Origin of the sequence: Nocardiopsis chromatogenes YIM 90109, assembly GCF_000341185.1 — a bacterium.
GTDB lineage: Bacteria > Actinomycetota > Actinomycetes > Streptosporangiales > Streptosporangiaceae > Nocardiopsis_A > Nocardiopsis_A chromatogenes.
The window spans coordinates 1-18,714 of record NZ_ANBH01000081.1 but is presented as its reverse complement, the minus strand read 5'-3'; the positions used below and the strand labels follow the sequence as shown (position 1 = coordinate 18,714).

The following is an 18,714-nucleotide window of genomic DNA, read 5'->3' as shown; positions in this document are numbered from 1 at the left end:
GGCGGCCGCCGGGCCGGTGCGCAGGCCCAGAGGGGCGGCCCGCTGGAGCGCATTGCGGGCATATCGGGCACGCCGTGGGGGTTCGGCGATCCAGGGCGGCGGCACCGCCACCCGGCCAGTGGTCCCGCGCAGGTTCCACGACCATGGATGCCCCTCGGGTGCTCGCGGGGCCCGGAAGGCGGGTTCCGGTCCCGCCGCTACCGGCCGGTGTCCGCTTCGCCCGGATTCCCGGGCGCCGGGGCGCCTTGCGCGCCCCGTCCGACGGCCGGGGCGGCCCGGCGGGCGGCGCGGACGTGCGCTCACCGCGACACGTGAACGCGATCCGGCGCCAGAAGGCCCCGAAACGGCACGCCGGGGCCGTTTGCCGGGACCGGTGTCACCGCCTGTAGCCGATATCGGCCCCGCGCGGCCTCCGTGGGCCCGGCGGAGTCGCCCGGACGGCCCCGCGCTCGGCCCCGCACCCGAACCGAACACCTCAGACAGACAGGAACAGGGCATACCGTTCCCAGAACATGTTCTGGAATCGCGGTCTTCGTCGCTCCGGGGCGTCCGCAGGCGTCGCTGGGCGCGTTTCCTGGCCCCGCCTGCACTTAACGCGGAGTATTCGCCCAGGTCACGGCCGTGCCGGGGTTCACCGGACCGGCCCTGCGGCCGCCACGGGTGTCGAAGAGCGCGAACCCCGGTGCCGCGCCGCCCGCCCGGACCGCGAGGGGCCCACCGCCCGGCAGGCAGGGCCGGGGGGTGCCCCGCTCTCGCGGTCGCCGCCCAACACGGCGACCACGCACACTCCGTGCAATCGCCAGCGCTACTGCAAGTGCCAGCAACCTTCGTCGTCGCTGCCCCTGCCGCCTTGCGCTCCGAAGGCTTGCCGCCCGGCCGGGGCCACCGAGCGGGGCACCGGCCCAGCCGCCCGCCTGCCCGTACCGCGAGGAACCCGCCGCCCGGCAAGCAGGACCGGGGAACCGCCCAGTCCTCGCCGTCGCTGCCGATCACAACGACCATCCACGCGCCCACCACCCGACAGCGCTGCGGCGAGGGCCGCTGCTCCCTGTCGTCGCCGCTCTCCACCCCACACTCCGGAGGCCCTGCGGACGGGCGGGGCCATCGTGCGAGGCAACCAGATCAGCCGCCCGCTCGCCCGGAGTGTGAGGAACCAGCCGCCCGGCATGCAAGGCCGGGAAACCGCCTGGCTCTCGCCGTCGCCGCCCTCTCCGGTGACCATGTGCACGCCCGCCACCCGACAGCGCTGCGGCAAGGGCCGCCGACCGTTCCTCGTCGCCGCCCTCCCACCCCATACCCCGGCGGCCCGCCGCCCGACGACGCTGCAGAAAAGGCCGCCGACCCTCCTCGTTGCCGCCGACAATCCGGCCCCGACACCTACGTGCCGCCCTCCTCTGCCGCCTCTCCGCCCAAGGCGGTCCAGGACCGGAGCAGCAGCTCTACCGCGTCGACCACCGCTTCGTCCCCTACGGCCGCGGGGTCGAGGACGCGCTGGATGAGCAGGCCGTCCTCCAGGGCGTGGGCGATCAGGGCGAGGAACGCCGGGTCCGCGGGCGGGGCCGCGCCGTCGCGGTCGAGTTCGCGGCGGACCCCTTCGGCGAGGGCGCTGCGGGCCGCCTGCTCGCGCTCGGCCAGCAGCGGTCGCAGCTCCGGGGTGCGGATGGCGTGCAGCAGCAGCTCCATCCGCAAGGCCAGCCACGACTCCAGGTTGCGCGCCCGCTCCCGGTTCCATGCGCGCAGGGCGTCGAACGCCTCGGCCCGGGTGGCGGCGCCCGCCGTCGCCTCCCGCACCTCCTCCGCCTCCCGGCGGGTGCGCTCGGCCAAGAGCTCGGCGACCAGCGCGTCCTTGCCGTCGAAGTTGCCGTAGAACGCCCCGCGTGAGTACCCGGCGCGCTCGGCGATCTGCTCGACCGACGCCCCGTTCACCCCGCGCTCGGCGAACAGCTCGGCGGCGGCCTCCAGCAGCCGCCCCCTCGTCCGCCGCCTGCTCTCCTGCCTGGTCAGCCGCTCGGCCACGGTCCGCCTCCCCACCCATCTCAAAAACAGGTTTGAATTCCAATACAGTCTTGTATTAGAAAACAAGAGTGTACCAACCACCATCCGAGGAGAGGGCGCGAACCGCCATGCCCACGCCGATCCACACCCGCACCGCGGCCGAGCTGGCGGCGGCGGTCGCCTCCGGAGACCTCACCGCGCAGGAGGCCGTCGAGGCGCACCTGGAGCGCATCGCCGCGGTGAACCCGGCGGTCAACGCCGTGACCACCCCGCTCACCGACCGCGCCCGCGCGGAGGCCGCACAGGTCGACCGCCGCCGGGCGGCCGGTGAGCCGCTCGGGCCGCTGGCCGGGGTGCCGTTCACGGTGAAGGAGAACATCCACGTCGCGGGGACGGCGACCACGTTCGGCGTGCCGCGCCTGCGCGACCTGGTCGCCCGCGAGGACGCTCCCCCGGTGCGGCGGCTGCGCGCCGCCGGGGCGGTGTGCGTCGGGCGCACGAACCTGCCCGACATGACCTTGGGCGGACTGCACACCTCCAGCACCCTGTACGGGGACACGGTCAACCCGTGGGACCCCGCCCGCACCCCCGGCGGGACCAGCGGCGGCGACGCCGTCGCGGTGGCCACGGGCTTGGCCGCGCTCGGCCTGGGCAACGACTCCGGAGGGTCGGTGCGGGTCCCGGCCGCGTTCTGCGGGGTGGCCGGGCTCAAGCCCGGGTACGGCCGGATCGCCTCGGACCACCGCGTCGGCGGGCGGGAGCCGACGCTGTCCTCGCAGCTCCTCCCGGTCGACGGCCCGATGGCGCGTTCCGTGGCCGACCTGCGCCTGGCCCTGTCGGTGCTGGCGGGGCCGGACCCGGGCGACCCGCGCGCACTTCCGGTGCCGCTGGAGGGGGAGCCGCCGCGCGGCCCGGTGCGGGTCGGGGTGGCCGCCGAGCCGTTCGGGCCGGGGACCGCGGACCCGGCGGCGAAGGAGGCGGTGGCGGCGGCCGCCGCGGCGCTGCAGGAGGCGGGGTATGCGGTGGAGGACGCCGCGCCGCCGCGGCTGGACGAGGCGCTGGAGGGCTACGGGCGGCTGGCCATGACCGAGTTCGCACTCGCGTGGCCGCAGCTCCAGGAGCTGATGGGCGAGCGGGCCCGCCGCCACATCGGGTACACGTCCGAGCGGAACCCGCCCTCGGACCTGGCCGGGTACGTGCAGGCGACCGCCGACCGGCTGGGGGCGCAGCGGGCGTGGGCCCGGTTCCAGGAGGAGGTGCCGCTGCTGCTGGGCCCCGTCTTCACGGGCCCGGTCCCCGCGCCGGGTGAGGAGCTGGAGGGGCCGGAGGCGCACGAGCGCGTGACCCGTGGTCTGGGGCTGTGCGCGGTGACGTCCTATGTCGGGGTGCCCGCGGTGGCCGTCCCGGTGGGCACGGTCGACGGGCTGCCGCGTTCGGTGCAGGTGATCGGCCCGATGCACCGCGAGGACCTGTGCCTGGAGGCGGCCGAGGCCATCGAGCGGAGGTTCGGCCCCCTGGCCCCCATCGACCCGCGGGGCTGAGCGCGCACTGCGGGGGTCGGGGCCTGTTCGGGGTTCTGCGGCCTCCCGCAGGGAGCCGCCCCCCGGCGGCCCGGATCCCCGTCGATCTCGGGGAAGTCGGGCTCATGGCGGGGAGGCGTCGACCGGTGAGTGCAGCTACGGGCCGGGCGGGGAACTCCGGACAGGACTTGGCACCGGCCGCTGGGCCGAGGAGGTCAAGGAGGTGCCTCCCGGATCGTTCCCTGCTCGCGGCCACCAGGACGATACCCGCTCGCTGTGCCGGGGCGCTCGAACTGCCCGACCAGTGTGGGCTCCGAGCCCTGTCCCGCGAACGCCGCACGGCCCCTCCGTGTCGACCCGGCGCAGCCGACACGGCGGGGGCGAAGGCCGCTCGCTGGTCCAGAGGCATCCGAGGAACACCCCTTGCGTGGGAATCGGCACACCCCGCCCCCGGCCACGGTGTGGGCGGGGACGACGGGCGCGGCGTGAGACGCGCCACCTGCGAGGACTCCGGCACGGCGGGTACGGTGGGCGCTTTGCCGCGATCGTGCGGCGCTCTCCGTACACGCCACCGGCCGCCGCGCCGACGTCGCCGGGCCTGGAAGGCGGGCCGTGCCCGCTCCCGCCCGGGACGGATCTCCGAGGAGTGTCCTCCATCCCGAATCCCGACGAGCGACGTTCGCCCATGCCCGGAAGGGGGCGGGTGGACGTCTGGGTCCTCTCCGTCAGCGGCGGCCTGCTCACCGCCTTCGTCATCGCCGCCCTCACCGCGCCCGGGGCCACCGGGGATGCGGTCGCGGCCGCGTTCGCCTGGTCCGCAGGGGCGTTCGGCGCGTACTGGCAGGTGCTGCTCGTGGCCACCGTCGCCGTCGCCGCCGTGCTGGCCTTCTCCCGCTACGGCAGGGTGCGCATGGGCGGCACCGCCGCCCCCGAGTTCGGCGCGTTCCGGTGGGTCGCCATGGTGCTGACCACGCTGCTGGCCGCGGGCGGCGTGTTCTGGGCCGCCGCCGAGCCGATCGCGCACTACACCGAGGCGCCGCCGCAGTACGCCGACGCCGTCGACGGGCCCATGGCCGCGGCCGCCACCGCGCTCGCCCAGAGCTTCACCCACTGGGGGCTGGCGGCCTGGGCCGTCGGCGGGTCGCTGGCCACCCTGGTCATGATGCGCGGCGCGGAGAAGGGGATGCCCCTGCGCCCCCGCACCCTGCTCCACCCGCTGATGGGCGAGCGGATCCGCACGCACTGGCTCGGCACGGCCGTCGACATCGCGTGCGTGGCGGCGGTGGTCGCCGGGACCGTCGGCCCGCTGGGCTTCCTCGGGCTGCAGATGTCCTACATGGCCGGCGTCCTGTTCGGCACCCCCGACTCTTACGCCGTCCAGGCCGGGACCATCCTGGGCCTGACCGGCGTCGCGCTGGCCTCCCTGCTCAGCGGGATCTCCCGGGGCATCCAGCTGCTGAGCCGCATCAACGTGTGGGTGGCGCTGGCGCTGGTGGCGGCCATCGTGGCGCTGGGCTCGGCCGCCTACGTCGCCGACGTCTACCTGCAGGCCAGCGCGGTCTACGCCCGCGAGTTCGCCACCATGGCGCTGTTCCGCGGGGACACCGAGTGGCTCGCCTACTGGACCGTGTTCTTCTTCGGCTGGTTCCTGGGCTACGCCCCGATGATGGCGATCTTCATCGCCCGCATCTCCCGGGGCCGCACGGTGCGCCAGATCTTCGTGGGCGCCACCGTCCTGCCCGCCGTCGTCACCATGGTGTGGTTCAGCGCCCTCGGCGGCACCGGGCTGTACCTGGAGCAGCAGGACCCGGGCGCGGTGTCGGGCCCCTACGCCGAGCACGGCCTTCCGGCCGCGGCGATGTCCATCATCCAGGCACTGCCCTTCACGCTCGGCCTGGGCGTGATCATGATCGTGGTGTCCCTGCTGTTCTTCGCCTCGACCATGGACACCATGTCCTACACGATCGCGGCCTCGTCCGTGCGGGGCGGTGAGCCGCTGCCGTGGGTGCGCGCCTTCTGGTGCGTGGGCATGGGGTTGGCCGGGGCCGCGCTGCTCGGGGTCGGGGACGGCGGTGTGGACGCGCTCCAGTCGTTCATCGTGATCGCCGCCGTTCCGGTGGGCTTCGTCCTGTTGCCGACCCTGTGGACCGCACCGCGCCTGGTCCGTGAGATGGCCGCCGAGCAGGGCATCACCGGGCCGCCCGGGACCGCCGCGGACCGGCCCGAGGACGCCCTCCCGGCCGAGGCTGTCCCCGCCGGGGGCCGCTGACGGCCAAAGGCCCCGCCCCGGGAACCCGGGGCCGGGGGACGGCGTCGCATGCTAGGACACCGTCCCCCACCGGAAGGCAGTCGGTCGCAGCCATGTTCAAGCGCGTGAACGGCCGCACGGACCCACTTGGTCCCGGAACGTGGCCCTTCGTCTTCGGGGTCGTCGCCCTCGGCATGGGCGTCTTTCAGGTCGTGGTCGGCATGAGCGACTACACCGACCACACCGAACGCGCCGACGCGGTCGTATCGGAGCGGCACGTCGATGTGGACTACGACAACGGCCAGAGCAGTGAGGACGTCACCGTCTTCGTGGACTACGACGCCGAAGGCGAAGAGTTCACCCGGGTCGAACTCGGGGGCCTGAACCCCGATGACCACTACGAGGGAGAGGAGCTGCCGGTGGCCTACGCCCCCGGCGAGCCCAACCACGTGGTAACCGTGCAGAGCACCGAGGAGGGCGCCTTCGACGTGTTCTTCTACATCGGAATCGCGGCCCTGGTGCTGTCGGTGCCACTGCTGGCCGTCGGTGCGCGCCTCATCGTCCGGCACTTCCGGCGCAACCCGGGGGCCCTGGGCCCGCACAAGGGCTGAGGGCCCCCGGCGCCGCCGCTCAGGCACCGTCGATGACCGGGCGCAGGCGGGCGGCGAACGCCTTGGGGTCCTCGTCCGCGGTGAATCCCGTGTGCCCGCCGGGGAACAGGACCGGCTCCGTCCCGAGCAGCTCCGCCAGGGCGCGCGTCGTCCGGTCGCACAACTCCCCGGCCGATGCCTCGCCGATGCCGGGCACCACGTTCACCCCGCCCGAGCGCAGGGCCTCGGTGTCGGGGAGCCACCCCGTCGTCGCGGGCAGGTCGTACAGGAAGAAGCGCCGCTCGTCGGCCACGTCCTGCGGGTCGCGTTCCCCTCCGAACATCTGCTCCAGCGCCCCTTCGGGAAGCTGGATGTTCGCGCTGTCCATGAACATCGACCAGGCTCCCAGCACGTCGCCCGAGCGGTAGGTCTCGATCATGCGCTCGGTCGCGGCCCTGTGCTCCTCGCGCTCGTCGAGCAGCTCGTCCAACGGCGGCTCGTGCGGCACGACCGTGCCCACCAGCTCGGGCCGGGACTGGGCGAGCGCCAGCGCGGTGATGGCGCCGCCGCTGGACCCGAAGACCGCGGCCGGGCCCGAGCCGACGTGTTCCAGGAGCCGGGCGAGGTCGTCGGCGCGCGTCTCCACCGTCGTCGGCTCCTCGGGGTCCTCCAGCACGCTGTGGCGGATGCCGCGCGGGTCGGCGGTGAGCACCGTGTACCCGTCCGCCAGGAGGTCGGCGAGGGCGGCGAACGGCTCGGCGTTCATCGGCGAGCCGACCAGCGCCACCAGCGGCCCCTGGCCGCGCACCTCGTAGTACAGCTCCGCCCCGGGGGCCTTCAGCTTGCCGGTGGCCGGTGTCGATGCCTGTGTCATGGCCTGCTCCTCGTGTCGGTGTGGCGGGGTTCGGTTGCTCCGCTTACTTTGACGGCGAAGAGGCGCGGAAATCATCGGTGGCCGCGTGGCGAATGCGGTCGGCCGCCGTGGGGCGGGCCGCCCCTACTCGGGCGGGAGGGCCTGTGGCGCTCGACCGGCGGCCGCGGCCCGGCGGCCCCGGAACCCGCGCAGCAGGGGTGCCGACGCCCGCACGGCCAGCAGGACCCCGGTCGCGGCCAGCAGGACGGTCGGGAGGACGTTGACGATGCCCTGCGTCGGCGATCCCGCGCGCCGCACCAGGTCCATCACGACCGCCAGGACCGGCACCAGGAGCAGGACCGGGAACCGGCCCGCGTAATGGGCGACGNCGGCCCGCCGCACCGGCGACGGCGGCCGGCAGGAGCGGTGACTGGGCCAGGCCCGCCAGGCCGCCCACAAGACTCGGCTCGGGCGTCGGGGAGGGCGGCGGGGGGACCCCCGTGGCCGACGCCGACGCCGCCGTGTCCCTGGCGTCGGCGAGCTGTGCGACGTGGCTGCCGATCCCGTAGGCGCCGAGCGCGACGACGGCGAACCCCGCGCCCGCCGCTGCGGGCCCCGTCGGCGACCGCACCGCCCGGTACCCCAGCACGGAGTACCCGAGGATGAACGGGCCGAGCGACCACCCCGCATACGTGTCCAAGGACGTGACGAGGGCGAAGTAGAGCTGCACGGGCAGGCCGGGAGGCTCGGAACCGCCGTCCCCCCACGCCGTCGACGGCACCCGGTCGGCGCCCACGGAGGCGAGGCCGACCGCGGCCCCGCCGACGAGCAGGACCGACAGGAGGAGCAGCAGACGACGGCGTGCCAAGCGCCGGTCCGATCGGCGTTCCACGTGCAGACCTCCCGATGCCGTGGCCGGTTCCGGCCGATGGGCCCTCACCGCGCCGCCCGACCGGTCGGTGCCCCTGAGCCGGTCCTCCGACGGGGCCGCGGGCACACCGGTTCCCGGGATTGCGCAGGTTCCCGGGTTTGCGCAGGCGGCGGAGGCGCCCCGTCCGGCGGCCGGTCACCCCTCGCCGACGGAGTCCGCCCCGGCGCGGCGGCGTGTCGGCGCTCCGGCCCGCAGGCCGTCCATGACCAGGTCGAAGAGGCGTGCGACGCGCTCCTCCCGGTCCTCATCGGCCCCGATGTGCCACAGGCCCGCGATGGCGAGCATGAAGTCCTCGGGGGTCACCCCTGGACGGATGGTCCCGGCCTCGTCATTGGTGCGCAGCAGCAGGGCGATGGCCTCGTTCAGCGGACCGGGGCCGGGTTTGGCCAGTCCCCCGGGCCCGCCGAGCGCCTGGCTCAGGGCCTCGGCCAGTCCGGCCTTGGCCAGGGCGAACCGGGCCAGGCGGTCCATCCACGCGCGCAGCGCCCGGTCCGGCGGCAGCTTGGCGAGCAGGTGCGGGGCCGCGTCGGCGACCTGCCGCATCTCGTGGCTGTAGACCTCCAGGACCAGGGCCCCGCGGCTGGGGAAGTTGCGGTAGAACGTCCCCTGCCCCACGCCCGCCTTCTTCGCGATCGCGCTCAGCGGGACCTCCGGCGACCGGGTGAGCTCCACCAGCGCCACGTCGAGGATGCGCTCGCGGTTCCGCTGCGCGTCCGAGCGCAGCGGCGCGCACCCGCCGCCCGCCTCGTCCGGATTCGCCATATCCCGCTCGCCCACTCCCCGGGAGGCCCGGCGGGCCGTCCTTGCCAAGCGGACAACTGTCCACTAGATTCACCGTGTCCGGACAGCTGTCCGTTTTCTTCCTCTCCCAACTGTACCGGGGGGACGTTTCCCCACGAACGGCGGCATCCGGCCGACCGACCCGACCACCACGACCGCGTCCATCGCGGCGTTCCGCGCACCCGCCGCCCGTGCGCGGGCGGGGCCGCCCGCCGACCCCGCCCGCGCACGGCCGCGGCACCCCCTGTCCGCGAAAGAGGCTGACCATGTCCCCAGCCACCTCCAGCACCATCACGCTGACCGTCAACGGCGAGAAGCACACCCTCGCCGTCGACCACCGCACGACACTGCTCGACGCCCTGCGCGAGCGCCTCGACCTCACCGGCTCCAAAAAGGGGTGCGACCAGGGCCAGTGCGGCGCCTGCACGGTGCTCGCCGACGGCCGCCGCACCGTCTCCTGCCTCCAGCTCGCCGTGGCCGCCGAGGGGCAGGAGATCACCACCATCGAGGGCCTGGCCGACGGCGACCGGCTGCACCCGGTCCAGCAGGCCTTCCTCGACCTCGACGGCTACCAGTGCGGCTACTGCACCCCGGGGCAGATCTGCTCGGCCGTCGCCGTGATCGAGGAGCACGCGGCGGGCTGGCCCAGCGCCGCCACCGGCGACGTGCGCCCCGAGTCCGGGGCGCCGGAGCTGACCGCCGACGAGATCCGCGAGCGGATGAGCGGCAACCTGTGCCGCTGCGGCGCCTACGTGTCCATCGTCCAGGCCGTCGCACGGGCCGCGGACGCCCGCACGCCCGGAACCGAGGCCGAGGGGGCCACCGCATGAAGGAGTTCGACTACCAGCGCGCCGACGGCGTCTCCGGCGCCCTCGCGCTGCACGGCGCCGACCCGCAGGCGCGCTTCCTCGGCGGCGGGACCAACCTCGTCGACCTGATGAAGACCGGCATCGAGCGGCCCTCCGTCCTCGTCGACATCCGCGCGCTGCCGCTGGACGGCATCGAGGCGACCGGCGACGGCGGGCTGCGCATCGGCGCCACCGCCACCAACAGCGACACGGCCGCCCACCCCGAGGTGCGCCGCCGCTACCCGGCGCTGGCCCAGGCCCTGCTGGCCGGGGCCTCCGGCCAGCTGCGCAACATGGCCACCGTCGGCGGGAACCTGCTGCAGCGCACCCGCTGCGGCTACTTCGCCGACGCCGCCGGGCCGTGCAACAAGCGGGTGCCCGGCAGCGGGTGCCCGGCCATCGAGGGCGAGCACCGCAACCACGCCATCCTCGGCGCCTCCGGGCACTGCGCGGCCACCCACCCCTCGGACATGGCCGTCGCGCTCGCCGCCTTCGACGCCGTCGTCGCCTACGAGACGGCCGACGGGCCGGGCGAGATGCCGCTCGCCGACCTCTACCCGCCGGTGGGCGACACCCCGCACGTGGAGACGGCCCTTCCCGCGGGCGCGCTCATCACCTCCGTCACCCTGCCGCCCGCACCCGTGGCCGCCGCATCCCGCTACCGGAAGGTCCGCGAGCGGGCCTCGTTCGCCTTCGCGATCGGCTCGGTCGCCGCCGCGCTGGAGGTCCGCGGCGGCACCGTCCACGACGTGCGGCTGGCCTTCGGCGCGGTCGCGCCCCGCCCCTGGCGGGCCCAGACGGCCGAGAAGGCCCTGGCCGGGGGTCCGGCCACGGCCGAGGCCTTCGCCGCCGCCGCGGACGCCGAGCTCGCGGCCGCCGAACCGCTGCCCGACAACGGGTACAAGGTTCCGCTGATGCGCGACCTGGTCGTGTCCGTCCTGACCGAACTCGCCGAGGAGGCCGACGCATGACCGCCACCGCAGAAGGCAAGAGCGCCGTCGGCACCGCCCGCGTCCGCGTGGAGGGGCTGGACAAGGTCACCGGGGCGGCCGAGTACGCCGGAGAGGTCGACTTCGACGGGCTGGCCTACGGCCACCTGGTGCTGTCCACCATCGCCCGCGGGCGCATCCGTGCGGTGGACACCGACCCGGTGCTGGCGATGCCCGGCGTCATCGACGTCTGGCACCACGGAAACGCGCCGCGCCTGAACACCGACTTCTCCAACATGCTCGGGCCGGTCGACCCGCTGCTGGCCCTGTTCCAGAACGACCGCGTGCCGCACGCGGGCTGGCCGGTGGCCCTCGTCGTCGCCGAGACGTCCGAGCAGGCCAGGGAGGCCGCCGACGCCCTGGAAGTCGAGTACGACCCCGAGCCGCACGACGTCGCGTTCCGCGCCGGGCGGCCCGAGGCCTACACGCCGCCCGGCCAGGAGGACCTGTCCAAGGGCGACATCGAGGCCGGGTTGGCCGCCTCCGCCGTAGTTGTGGACGCCGAGTACACCACGCCGGAGGAGTACCACAACTCGATGGAGCCGCACGCGGCCGTCGCCCGCTGGGAGGGGGGCCGCCTGGAGGTGGTCGACTCCAACCAGGGGACGCTGCTGGTGGCCGGCGACATCGCCCAGCTGTTCTCCCTGGACCCCGCCTCGGTACGGATCCGGGCCGAGCACGTCGGCGGCGCCTTCGGCAACAAGGGGACCCGCCCGCACCTGGTGGCAGCGGTGATGGCCGCGACCGCCCTCCAGCGGCCGGTGCGGGTCGTGCTCACCCGCCGCCAGATGTTCTCGCTGGTGGGCTACCGGCCCCCGACGGCGCAGCGGGTGCGGCTGGGCGCCGACCCGGACGGGCGGCTGCGCGCGCTCGACCACCAGGCGTGCAACCAGACCTCGACCACGAGCGAGTACACCGAGCTGAGCGCGCTTCCCGCGCGGACGCTCTACGACGCCGACGCCCACCGCACCGCTCACCGGCTGCTGCGGCTGGACGTGCCGACGCCGACGTTCATGCGCGCGCCGGGCGAGGCGCCGGGCTCCTTCGCCCTGGAGTCCGCGCTCGACGAGCTCGCCGAGAAGTGCGGCATCGACCCGATCGAGCTGCGCCTGCGCAACGAGCCCGAGGTGGGGCCGCTGTCCGGGCTGCCGTTCAGCAGCCGCAACCTGCGGGCCTGCCTGGAAGAGGGCGCCCGCAGGTTCGGGTGGGCCGACCGCGACCCGCGCCCGGGTGTGCGCCGCGAGGGGCGGTGGCTACTCGGTACGGGGATGGCCGCGGCCACCTTCCCGTCGGGTGCGGTCCCGTCCACGGCGGCCGTCACGGCCGAGGCCGACGGGTCGTTCACCGTGGGGGTCAACGCCAGCGACGTGGGGACCGGGGCGCGCACCGCGATGGCGCTGGTCGCCGCGGAGGCGCTGGACACGGACCCGGAGAACGTGCGGATCCAGATCGCCGACAGCGACCTGGGCCCGGCGATGATCGCCGGGGGGTCGATGGGCACGCGGTCCTGGGCCTGGGCGGTGTCGGCCGCAGCCCGCGAGCTGCGGGAGCGGCTGGTCCCGGGGGCGGAGGTGCCGCCGGAGGGCGTCACCGCGCGGACCGACACCGGCGCGGCCATCGGCGCCCTGTCCGAGAAGGAGCGCTACTCCTTCGCCGCGCAGTTCGCCGAGGTCGCGGTGGACCCGGCCTCCGGCGAGGTGCGGGTGCGCCGCATGCTCGGCGCCTTCGCCACGGGCCGGATCGTCAACCCGCTGACGGCGCGCAGCCAGTTCCTCGGCGGGATGGTGTGGGGGCTGTCCATGGCCCTGCACGAGGAGGCCACCCGGGACCGGGGGTCGGGCGCCGTCGTCGGCGGCGACCTGGCCGGGTACCACGTCGCCGCCAACGCGGACGTGCCGCCCATGGAGGCGTTCTGGGTCGACGACCCGGACCCGGACGACCCGGTCGGGATCAAGGGCATCGGCGAGATCGGCACCGTGGGCGCCGCGGCGGCGATCGCCAACGCGGTCTGGCACGCGACGGGCGTCCGCCACCGGCACCTGCCGATCCGCCCCGACCGCGTCCTGGCGGGCCGTCAGGAGGCACCGGTGGCCTGNGGGCGGGGTGCATTCCCCGCCCGCCGACACATGTCCGGGGCCGCGGAGCGGCCGCCGCGCACCGAACGGGAGGGCCCCGGCGCGTAGGCGCGAATCGGCGGGAACCCCTGCCGTTCCAAGGATTCCGCCAACCGGTATAGGCTCTCTCGCGCTGCAGAGGCCACAGGCGACACCGCTACGGACGTCCCGGCGGTAGTCGGCCACGGGATCCGAAAGGACCGCATGCATCCCCCACGTGCAAGCAAGGGCACATGGTCACTCGTTCTCGCAGGTTTCGCCGTCTCCATCGGCTTGGGTGGCGCGATCGGCTTGGGCGGGGACATGAGCATGATCAGCATCATGGACGCCAGAGACGAGCCTCTCGAGGGCACCGATGCGTATTTCGTGGTCGACCTGCTCATGACCCTGAGGCGCCCGGTCGAGTTCCTGGTGCCCACCGTCCTGGGGATCATCGCGATCGTCACCGCCGTGGGGTCCCTGCGGGCGGAAGGGGCGTCCGCACAAGCGATTCTGGCCATCCTGCTCGCCGTGACCGGGCCGCTGGTCACCTTCGCGACGTTCATGATCCTCTGGGCGTACGGCACCCACAACGCGCTCATGGCAGGTGAGATGTGACCCCCCGCTACCCGGCGTACCCGCCCCCTCCCGCCCCTCCCGTCGCCGCCGACCACGCCCGCATCCCGGGGATCGCGGGGCTCTGCGCGGCCGTCGCCCTGCTCATCGCGAACGCCGTCCTCACGAGTTTTCTCCTCGACCTCGCCGCCTACCTCTCGTTCGGGGCCGCCGCGCTGGTCCTGAGTGTCATGAGCTTCCGGAGGCCGGGGAACCGGGTGTGGGCCGGGTTCGCGTTCGTCGCAATGATGGCCACGCCGATCGTCGGCGGGATCGTCGACTACGCCGCGGTCCTCGCCGAAATCGAATGAAGGCGGGCACGCCGGACGTGCCGACATGAATCGAGCGTGGAGGAATTCCTCCACGCTCGCGTCTTTCGGACCGGGAGGCGGACGCCACCGCCTGCGACCGCATTGTCCGCGGCGCCCATCCGGCGGCCGAAGGAGGGGATCGGCGGCGACATCGCAATGCCGGGCAGCACGGCCACGGTCCGCCGACTCCTGGCCAACGGCCTGCCGGGCGAACTCCCCCTCCTTGCGCATGCGGTCGTGGTCGGCCGCGGACAGCGGTCGTTCGAGGACTCGCCCACGCACAGGCTGGAACCGGCGCACAGCGCCGCTCGGCCCCGGTGTCCTGAACCCGGCCTACACACCGGCCTGCCGAGGGGCGGAGGCGGATCCGCCGCCCTCGCGCTCGCTCAGGACGGCGAGGTAATGGGGACTGTGGATCAGGCCGAGGACGTTCCCGAAGGGATCGACGACCGAAGCGGTGACGAAGCCCTCTCCTCTCGGCGTGACCGGCTGGTACTCCTCGGCGCCCAGGGACAGCAGCCGCTCGAAGGCCGCCTCGATGTCGTCGACGTGCCAGGAGGTGACGGCGCCGCCGGGCGCCCGCGGCGCACCGGCCGACGCGAAACTGCGGTCGGTGATGCCCAGCTCGTCTCCGCGGTCCCCGATCCGGAACTCCACGTAGAGCGGGGCGCCTTCGAGCGGGCGGACGAAATAGGGCCCGATGCCGAACACCCGGGTGTACCACTCCGCCGCGGCCGGGACATCATCGGCCCACAGGCCCATCTGGGCGATCCCTCGCGGAACCGCACGCTCGCGGGGGCCGGTGGCCGGCCGGGACGGGGTGTCGCTCGTTTCGCTCATGCGCCCAGCCTGACGCCCATCGAGGTCAGAGCGCGTCCTCGATCCGAACCGATCCGTGCCGCCCTCACGAAACCGAAGGACATGCCGACACGAGGGGTGGGCGCAACAGGGCTCGAACCTGTGACCTTCCGGTTGTAAGCCGGATGCTCTGACCAACTGAGCTATGCGCCCTCGAACCGGCACCAGGCCGCTCGATCGTTTGAAATGGTACCGGGTCCGGCCGCCTCCTGGGGCTGGTGCGGCGGGCGCACGGCCGCGGCCCCGGAGGGCTTCCCCGGGGCCGGTCCGCGGACGTGCGCCCGCCGTTCCCGGGGTCAGCGGAGCTCGGACAGGGCCTTGCGGTAGTCCTCCAGGTCACGGGCCTGGGAGATCGGGTTGACGACCTTCCAGCGGACCACGCCCTCCTTGTCGATCAGGAAGGTGCCGCGCACCGCCACGCCCTTGTCCTCGTCGAACACGCCGTAGGCCTTGGCGACCCCGCCGTGCGGCCAGAAGTCCGACAGCAGCGGGTACTCCAGGTTCTCCTTGTCGGCCCACGCCCGGTGGGCGAACATCGAGTCCACCGACACGCTGAGCAGTTCGACGTCCTCGCCCTGGAAGTCGGAGATGTTGTCGCGCAGCGAGCACAGCTCGCCCTCGCAGACGCCCGAGAACGCGAGCGGGTAGAAGACCAGGACCACGTTCTTGCGGCCCTTGAAGTCGGACAGCTTGACCGTCTGCCCGTGCTGGTCCGAGAGCGCGAAGTCGGGAGCCTGCTGCCCGGTCTCGATGGACATGCGCATGCCTTCCTAGGTGGCCGGTTCGGCGGCGGGGCGCCGACGGCCCGGCTCGGACCGGGCGGCGCCCCGCGCGGCCAAGCCTAGGGCAGGCGGAAGGCGTCCGGCACGGCGGTCCTCCCGGCCCGGGCACGGCGGTGGCTGCGGCCCGTCAGTGCTTCACCTTCGGCGTCACCAGCCGGGTCCCCGACCAGTCCGTCCCCGCGCTCACGGCGCTGGTCTGCGACAGACCCGCCGTGGTCGCCGCCTCGGCGACCTCGTTCGGCGGCACGTGGCCGTCGCGCCCGGCCTTGGGCGTCAGCACGAGGATGACCCCGCCCCCCTCGACCGAGCCGAGGACGTCCACCAGGACGTCGGTCAGGTCGTCCTCCTCGTCGCTGCGCCACCACAGCAGCGCGGCGTCGACGATGGCGTCGTCGTCCTCGTCGACGAGCTCCTCGCCGGTGACTTCGGCGATCGACGCGCGAAGCTGCTCGTCCACGTCGTCGTCATAGCCGAACTCCTGCACCACCTGACCCGGCTTGAATCCGAGTCGGTCGGCCAGGCTGTCGCTTTGCGCCTGGCCCGCGGTCGCGCTCACGAAAGTCCTCCTCTGAGAATGTTCTCCTGCGGGCCCGCCCACCGGCCGCCCCGCTTCCTCGCGGTCGCTCGTGGCCGGGTCGTTCCCGCTTGTTTGCTGGCTAAGTTCACACGCTGGGGCCCTCATCCGTCAACGCGTGCCCTGATGCAGCCGGCACCTACCATCCTGCTCACTCCTCCGGGCCCGTCAAGAAGGAGAGCCGCACCGTGCGCCGCGGGTTGTCCACGTTCAGGTCGACGACCGCCACCGACTGCCATGTGCCCAGCGCCGGGCGGCCGTCCAGCACCGGCAGCGTGGCGTAGGGTGCGATCATCGCCGGCATGACGTGCGAGCGCCCGTGCCCGGGCGATCCGTGCCGGTGCCGCCACCGGTCGTCGGCCGGCAGCAGGTCGCGCAGTGCGGCCAGCAGGTCGTCGTCGGAGCCCGCGCCCAACTCCATCACCGCGACCCCGGCCGTCGCGTGCGGCACGAAGACGTTCAGCAGCCCGTCCCCTCCGGCCTCGGAGGTGAAGGAGACGCACTCCGCGGTGATGTCGTGGACCCCTTCGGAGTCCCCGGTGCGCAGCTCCAGTGTTCTTGTCCGCATGCGGCAACGGTTACCCACCCGCGCGGCGTGTCGAACCACTTCAGAGCCGATTCGCCCGCATCCTCCCCGCCGCGCCGCCCCTCTGTCCCGGCGCCGCGGGTCCCGTGCGGCGTGACGGGCGCCCCGGGGGCGCGCCATACTCGGCTGCGGGGCCGCCGGGCGACGCGGCGGCGAGGATGAGAGGTGGACGTGGGAGCCGACCTCCGGCTGGGCCCGGTGCTGCGCAAGACGACACCGACGACCGCGACGGTGTGGGTGGAGACGGAGGCCCCCGCCGAGGTGGCGGTCACCGCGGGCGGGGCGCGGGCGCGGTCCCGCACGTTCACCGTGCACGGCCACCACTACGCCCTGTGCGAACTCCAGGGCCTCGCACCGGGCTCCACCACGCCCTACACGGTGGACGTGGACGGCGCGCGGGTGTGGCCCGACCCGGCCTCCGAACACCCGCCGAGCCTGGTGCGGACCCCGCCGGAGGGGCGGGAGGCCCCGGTGCGGATGGCGTTCGGCTCCTGCCGCACCCCGATCGACCACTCCCCCGGCGCGGTGCGCCGCTTTGGCTCCGACATGCTGCGCGCCTACGGGCGGCGGCTGGCCCGGCTGCGCCGGGACGGGGGCGACGAGGGGCACGGCGGCGAGGGGCCGGGCGGCGAAGGTGCGACCGCGGTGGAGGAGCCCGCGGTGCTGCTGCTCATCGGGGACCAGGTGTACGCCGACGAGCTGCAGCCCGGCATGAAGGAGTTCCTCGCGCGCCGACGCGCCCGGGTGACCGGGGACGGGGCCGACGCCAGGGACGGTGTGGGCCCCGGCGCGCGGACGCGCGCCGAGGCCCGGCCGCCCGAGGACGAGGTGGTCTTCTTCGACGAGTACGCCGAGCTGTACCGGCGCTCGTGGACCGACCCGGACGTGCGGTGGCTGCTGTCGACCGTGCCCACCCTGATGCTGTTCGACGACCACGACGTGCGGGACGACTGGAACACGTCGGGCGCCTGGCGCGCGGAGATGGACGCCTCGCCCTGGTGGGGCCACCGGATCGTGTCGGGCCTGGGGGCGTACTGGGTGTACCAGCACCTGGGCAACCTGACGGGCGAGGAGCGGAAGGGGGACCCGCTCTACCGCGAAGTGCTGACGGCCTCCTCGGGCGACGCGGCGGCGGACGGGGGCGACGCCGCCGAGCTGCTGGACGCGGCCGCCCTGGGCTGGCACGAGGAACCGCAGAGCAGGGTGTGGAGCCACGAGCACCGGATGGGCCCCGCCCGCCTCCTGATGGTGGACACGCGCGCGGGGCGGGACGTGTCCGACGAGCACCGCAGGGACATCCTAGGCGCCCCTGGGGCGGCGTGGCTCGACGAGCGCCTCACCGGTGACACCGACCACCTGCTGATCGCGTCGACCCTCCCGTTCCTCCTCCCCAAGGCGGTGCACCGGCTGGAGGCGTGGGACGAGGCGCTCGCATCGGGGGCGTGGGGCGAGCGGCTGCGCGGGCCCGCCGAGAAGCTCCGGCGCGCGCTGGACCTGGAGCACTGGGCGGCGTTCGGGCGGTCCTTCGGCTCGGTCTCCCGCACGCTCGTGGAGGTCGCCTCCGGCAGGCGGGGGAACCCGCCCGCGACGGCCCTGTTCCTGTCCGGGGACGTCCACTTCTCCTACCTGGCCCGCGCCCGGCCGTCACGGCGGGCGGCGCGTCAGGGCGCACCCGGGGGCGGGACGCGCATCGCCCAGCTCGTGTCGTCGCCGTTGTGCAACCGGCTGCCGACGAAGCTCCGCTGGGCGGCCCGGCTGGCGGCCGCGGCGCCGACGGCGTGGGCGGGCTGGATCATGGCCCGCACGGCCGGGGTGCGCCCGCCGCTGCTGGAATGGAAGCTGGACGAGGGGCCGTGGTTCGACAACGCGATCGCCGAGCTGGTGCTCGACGGCCGCCGCGCCGAGGTCGTGTGGATCAAGGGGCGGGACGGCGCCTCCGGCGAGCTGCAGATCGACGAGGACGGGCCGCACGGCTTGTAGGGGGACGCCCGCGTGCCCGCCCCGCCACGCCTCTCCAGGGCCCCCGGGGCCGACACGGGTTCGGGCTCCGGCGGACACGGCCGCGCCGACTCCTCAGCCGATGCGTCGTCGCGGTACCGGGCGCTCCGCCTAGATGAGTGATTCCAAGGGGTGAGCCACCC

The 18,714-nt window shown here is 74.4% G+C and carries 16 protein-coding genes and 1 tRNA gene; 9 read left to right on the top strand and 8 right to left on the bottom strand.

What is annotated here, in order from left to right:
• Positions 1 to 1,377 precede the first annotated feature (1,377 nt).
• The gene (locus tag D476_RS0108370; RefSeq protein ID WP_017623495.1) at positions 1,378 to 2,016 is read right to left on the bottom strand and encodes a TetR/AcrR family transcriptional regulator; all 639 of its coding nucleotides are present in this window, start codon (positions 2,014 to 2,016) and stop codon (positions 1,378 to 1,380) included.
• A 107-nt stretch (positions 2,017 to 2,123) separates the two neighbouring features.
• Between D476_RS0108370 and D476_RS0108365 the strand changes: the two genes are divergently transcribed.
• The 3 genes from D476_RS0108365 (at position 2,124) to D476_RS32550 (ending at position 6,374) form a co-directional block, all read left to right on the top strand.
• Positions 2,124 to 3,536, top strand: a complete 1,413-nt coding sequence (locus D476_RS0108365; RefSeq protein WP_017623494.1) for an amidase — start codon at positions 2,124 to 2,126, stop codon at positions 3,534 to 3,536.
• 664 nt (positions 3,537 to 4,200) lie between these two features.
• A complete protein-coding gene (locus D476_RS0108360) occupies positions 4,201 to 5,784 on the top strand; it encodes a BCCT family transporter (RefSeq protein WP_026123350.1) in 1,584 nt (527 codons plus the stop codon).
• 104 nt (positions 5,785 to 5,888) lie between these two features.
• A complete protein-coding gene (locus D476_RS32550) occupies positions 5,889 to 6,374 on the top strand; it encodes a DUF3592 domain-containing protein (protein WP_239648637.1) in 486 nt (161 codons plus the stop codon).
• Positions 6,375 to 6,393: 19 nt separating this feature from the next.
• Here the strand turns inward: D476_RS32550 and D476_RS0108350 are convergent, their stop codons facing one another.
• Both D476_RS0108350 and D476_RS0108340 read right to left on the bottom strand, forming a co-directional pair.
• Entirely contained in the window at positions 6,394 to 7,227 is an 834-nt protein-coding gene (locus tag D476_RS0108350; RefSeq protein WP_017623491.1) for an alpha/beta fold hydrolase, read from the bottom strand.
• Between the two features lie 1,045 nt (positions 7,228 to 8,272).
• Positions 8,273 to 8,899: a TetR/AcrR family transcriptional regulator gene (locus D476_RS0108340; protein ID WP_017623489.1), complete on the bottom strand. Its 627-nt coding sequence runs from the start codon at positions 8,897 to 8,899 to the stop codon at positions 8,273 to 8,275.
• A 284-nt stretch (positions 8,900 to 9,183) separates the two neighbouring features.
• On the opposite strand from D476_RS0108340, the gene D476_RS0108335 reads away from it, so the two are divergent.
• The 5 genes from D476_RS0108335 (at position 9,184) to D476_RS0108315 (ending at position 13,773) form a co-directional block, all read left to right on the top strand.
• A complete protein-coding gene (locus D476_RS0108335) occupies positions 9,184 to 9,747 on the top strand; it encodes a (2Fe-2S)-binding protein (protein ID WP_017623488.1) in 564 nt (187 codons plus the stop codon).
• Positions 9,744 to 10,736, top strand: a complete 993-nt coding sequence (locus tag D476_RS0108330) for an FAD binding domain-containing protein (protein WP_017623487.1) — start codon at positions 9,744 to 9,746, stop codon at positions 10,734 to 10,736. The genes D476_RS0108335 and D476_RS0108330 overlap by 4 nt, the downstream gene beginning before the upstream one ends.
• Entirely contained in the window at positions 10,733 to 12,937 is a 2,205-nt protein-coding gene (locus D476_RS0108325) for a xanthine dehydrogenase family protein molybdopterin-binding subunit (protein ID WP_017623486.1), read from the top strand. Before D476_RS0108330 ends, D476_RS0108325 begins: the two co-directional genes overlap by 4 nt.
• A 252-nt stretch (positions 12,938 to 13,189) precedes the next feature.
• Complete coding sequence (locus D476_RS0108320; RefSeq protein ID WP_152529275.1) at positions 13,190 to 13,465, top strand: hypothetical protein; 276 nt, start codon at positions 13,190 to 13,192, stop codon at positions 13,463 to 13,465.
• Positions 13,462 to 13,773, top strand: coding sequence for a hypothetical protein (locus tag D476_RS0108315; RefSeq protein WP_017623484.1), 312 nt, complete (start codon positions 13,462 to 13,464; stop codon positions 13,771 to 13,773). The genes D476_RS0108320 and D476_RS0108315 overlap by 4 nt, the downstream gene beginning before the upstream one ends.
• 333 nt (positions 13,774 to 14,106) lie before the next feature.
• Here D476_RS0108315 and D476_RS32540 read toward each other — a convergent pair whose 3' ends face one another.
• The 5 genes from D476_RS32540 to D476_RS0108290 form a co-directional block, all read right to left on the bottom strand.
• Positions 14,107 to 14,613, bottom strand: a complete 507-nt coding sequence (locus D476_RS32540) for a VOC family protein (RefSeq protein WP_152529274.1) — start codon at positions 14,611 to 14,613, stop codon at positions 14,107 to 14,109.
• A 97-nt stretch (positions 14,614 to 14,710) separates the two neighbouring features.
• A tRNA-Val gene (locus D476_RS0108305) sits at positions 14,711 to 14,784 on the bottom strand.
• 143 nt (positions 14,785 to 14,927) lie between these two features.
• A complete protein-coding gene (locus D476_RS0108300) occupies positions 14,928 to 15,389 on the bottom strand; it encodes a peroxiredoxin (protein ID WP_026123349.1) in 462 nt (153 codons plus the stop codon).
• A gap of 151 nt (positions 15,390 to 15,540) precedes the next feature.
• The gene (locus D476_RS0108295) at positions 15,541 to 15,969 is read right to left on the bottom strand and encodes a DUF3052 domain-containing protein (RefSeq protein ID WP_017623481.1); all 429 of its coding nucleotides are present in this window, start codon (positions 15,967 to 15,969) and stop codon (positions 15,541 to 15,543) included.
• Between the two features lie 169 nt (positions 15,970 to 16,138).
• Positions 16,139 to 16,555 (bottom strand): YjbQ family protein, encoded by a 417-nt coding sequence (locus tag D476_RS0108290; RefSeq protein WP_017623480.1) that lies wholly within the window; start codon positions 16,553 to 16,555, stop codon positions 16,139 to 16,141.
• A 183-nt stretch (positions 16,556 to 16,738) separates the two neighbouring features.
• Between D476_RS0108290 and D476_RS0108285 the strand changes: the two genes are divergently transcribed.
• Positions 16,739 to 18,553, top strand: a complete 1,815-nt coding sequence (locus tag D476_RS0108285) for a DUF7800 domain-containing protein (RefSeq protein ID WP_017623479.1) — start codon at positions 16,739 to 16,741, stop codon at positions 18,551 to 18,553.
• Positions 18,554 to 18,714: the final 161 nt, after the last annotated feature.

Coding starts and splice junctions, on each gene's coding strand:
- D476_RS0108330 (WP_017623487.1), top strand. CDS start 9,744: ATGAAGGAGTTCGACTACCAGCGCGCCGACGGCGTCTCCGGCGCCCTC.
- D476_RS0108320 (WP_152529275.1), top strand. CDS start 13,190: ATGGACGCCAGAGACGAGCCTCTCGAGGGCACCGATGCGTATTTCGTG.
- D476_RS0108340 (WP_017623489.1), bottom strand. CDS start 8,899: ATGGCGAATCCGGACGAGGCGGGCGGCGGGTGCGCGCCGCTGCGCTCG.
- D476_RS0108290 (WP_017623480.1), bottom strand. CDS start 16,555: ATGCGGACAAGAACACTGGAGCTGCGCACCGGGGACTCCGAAGGGGTC.
- D476_RS0108350 (WP_017623491.1), bottom strand. CDS start 7,227: ATGACACAGGCATCGACACCGGCCACCGGCAAGCTGAAGGCCCCCGGG.
- D476_RS0108360 (WP_026123350.1), top strand. CDS start 4,201: ATGCCCGGAAGGGGGCGGGTGGACGTCTGGGTCCTCTCCGTCAGCGGC.
- D476_RS0108365 (WP_017623494.1), top strand. CDS start 2,124: ATGCCCACGCCGATCCACACCCGCACCGCGGCCGAGCTGGCGGCGGCG.
- D476_RS0108335 (WP_017623488.1), top strand. CDS start 9,184: ATGTCCCCAGCCACCTCCAGCACCATCACGCTGACCGTCAACGGCGAG.
- D476_RS32540 (WP_152529274.1), bottom strand. CDS start 14,613: ATGAGCGAAACGAGCGACACCCCGTCCCGGCCGGCCACCGGCCCCCGC.
- D476_RS0108300 (WP_026123349.1), bottom strand. CDS start 15,389: ATGTCCATCGAGACCGGGCAGCAGGCTCCCGACTTCGCGCTCTCGGAC.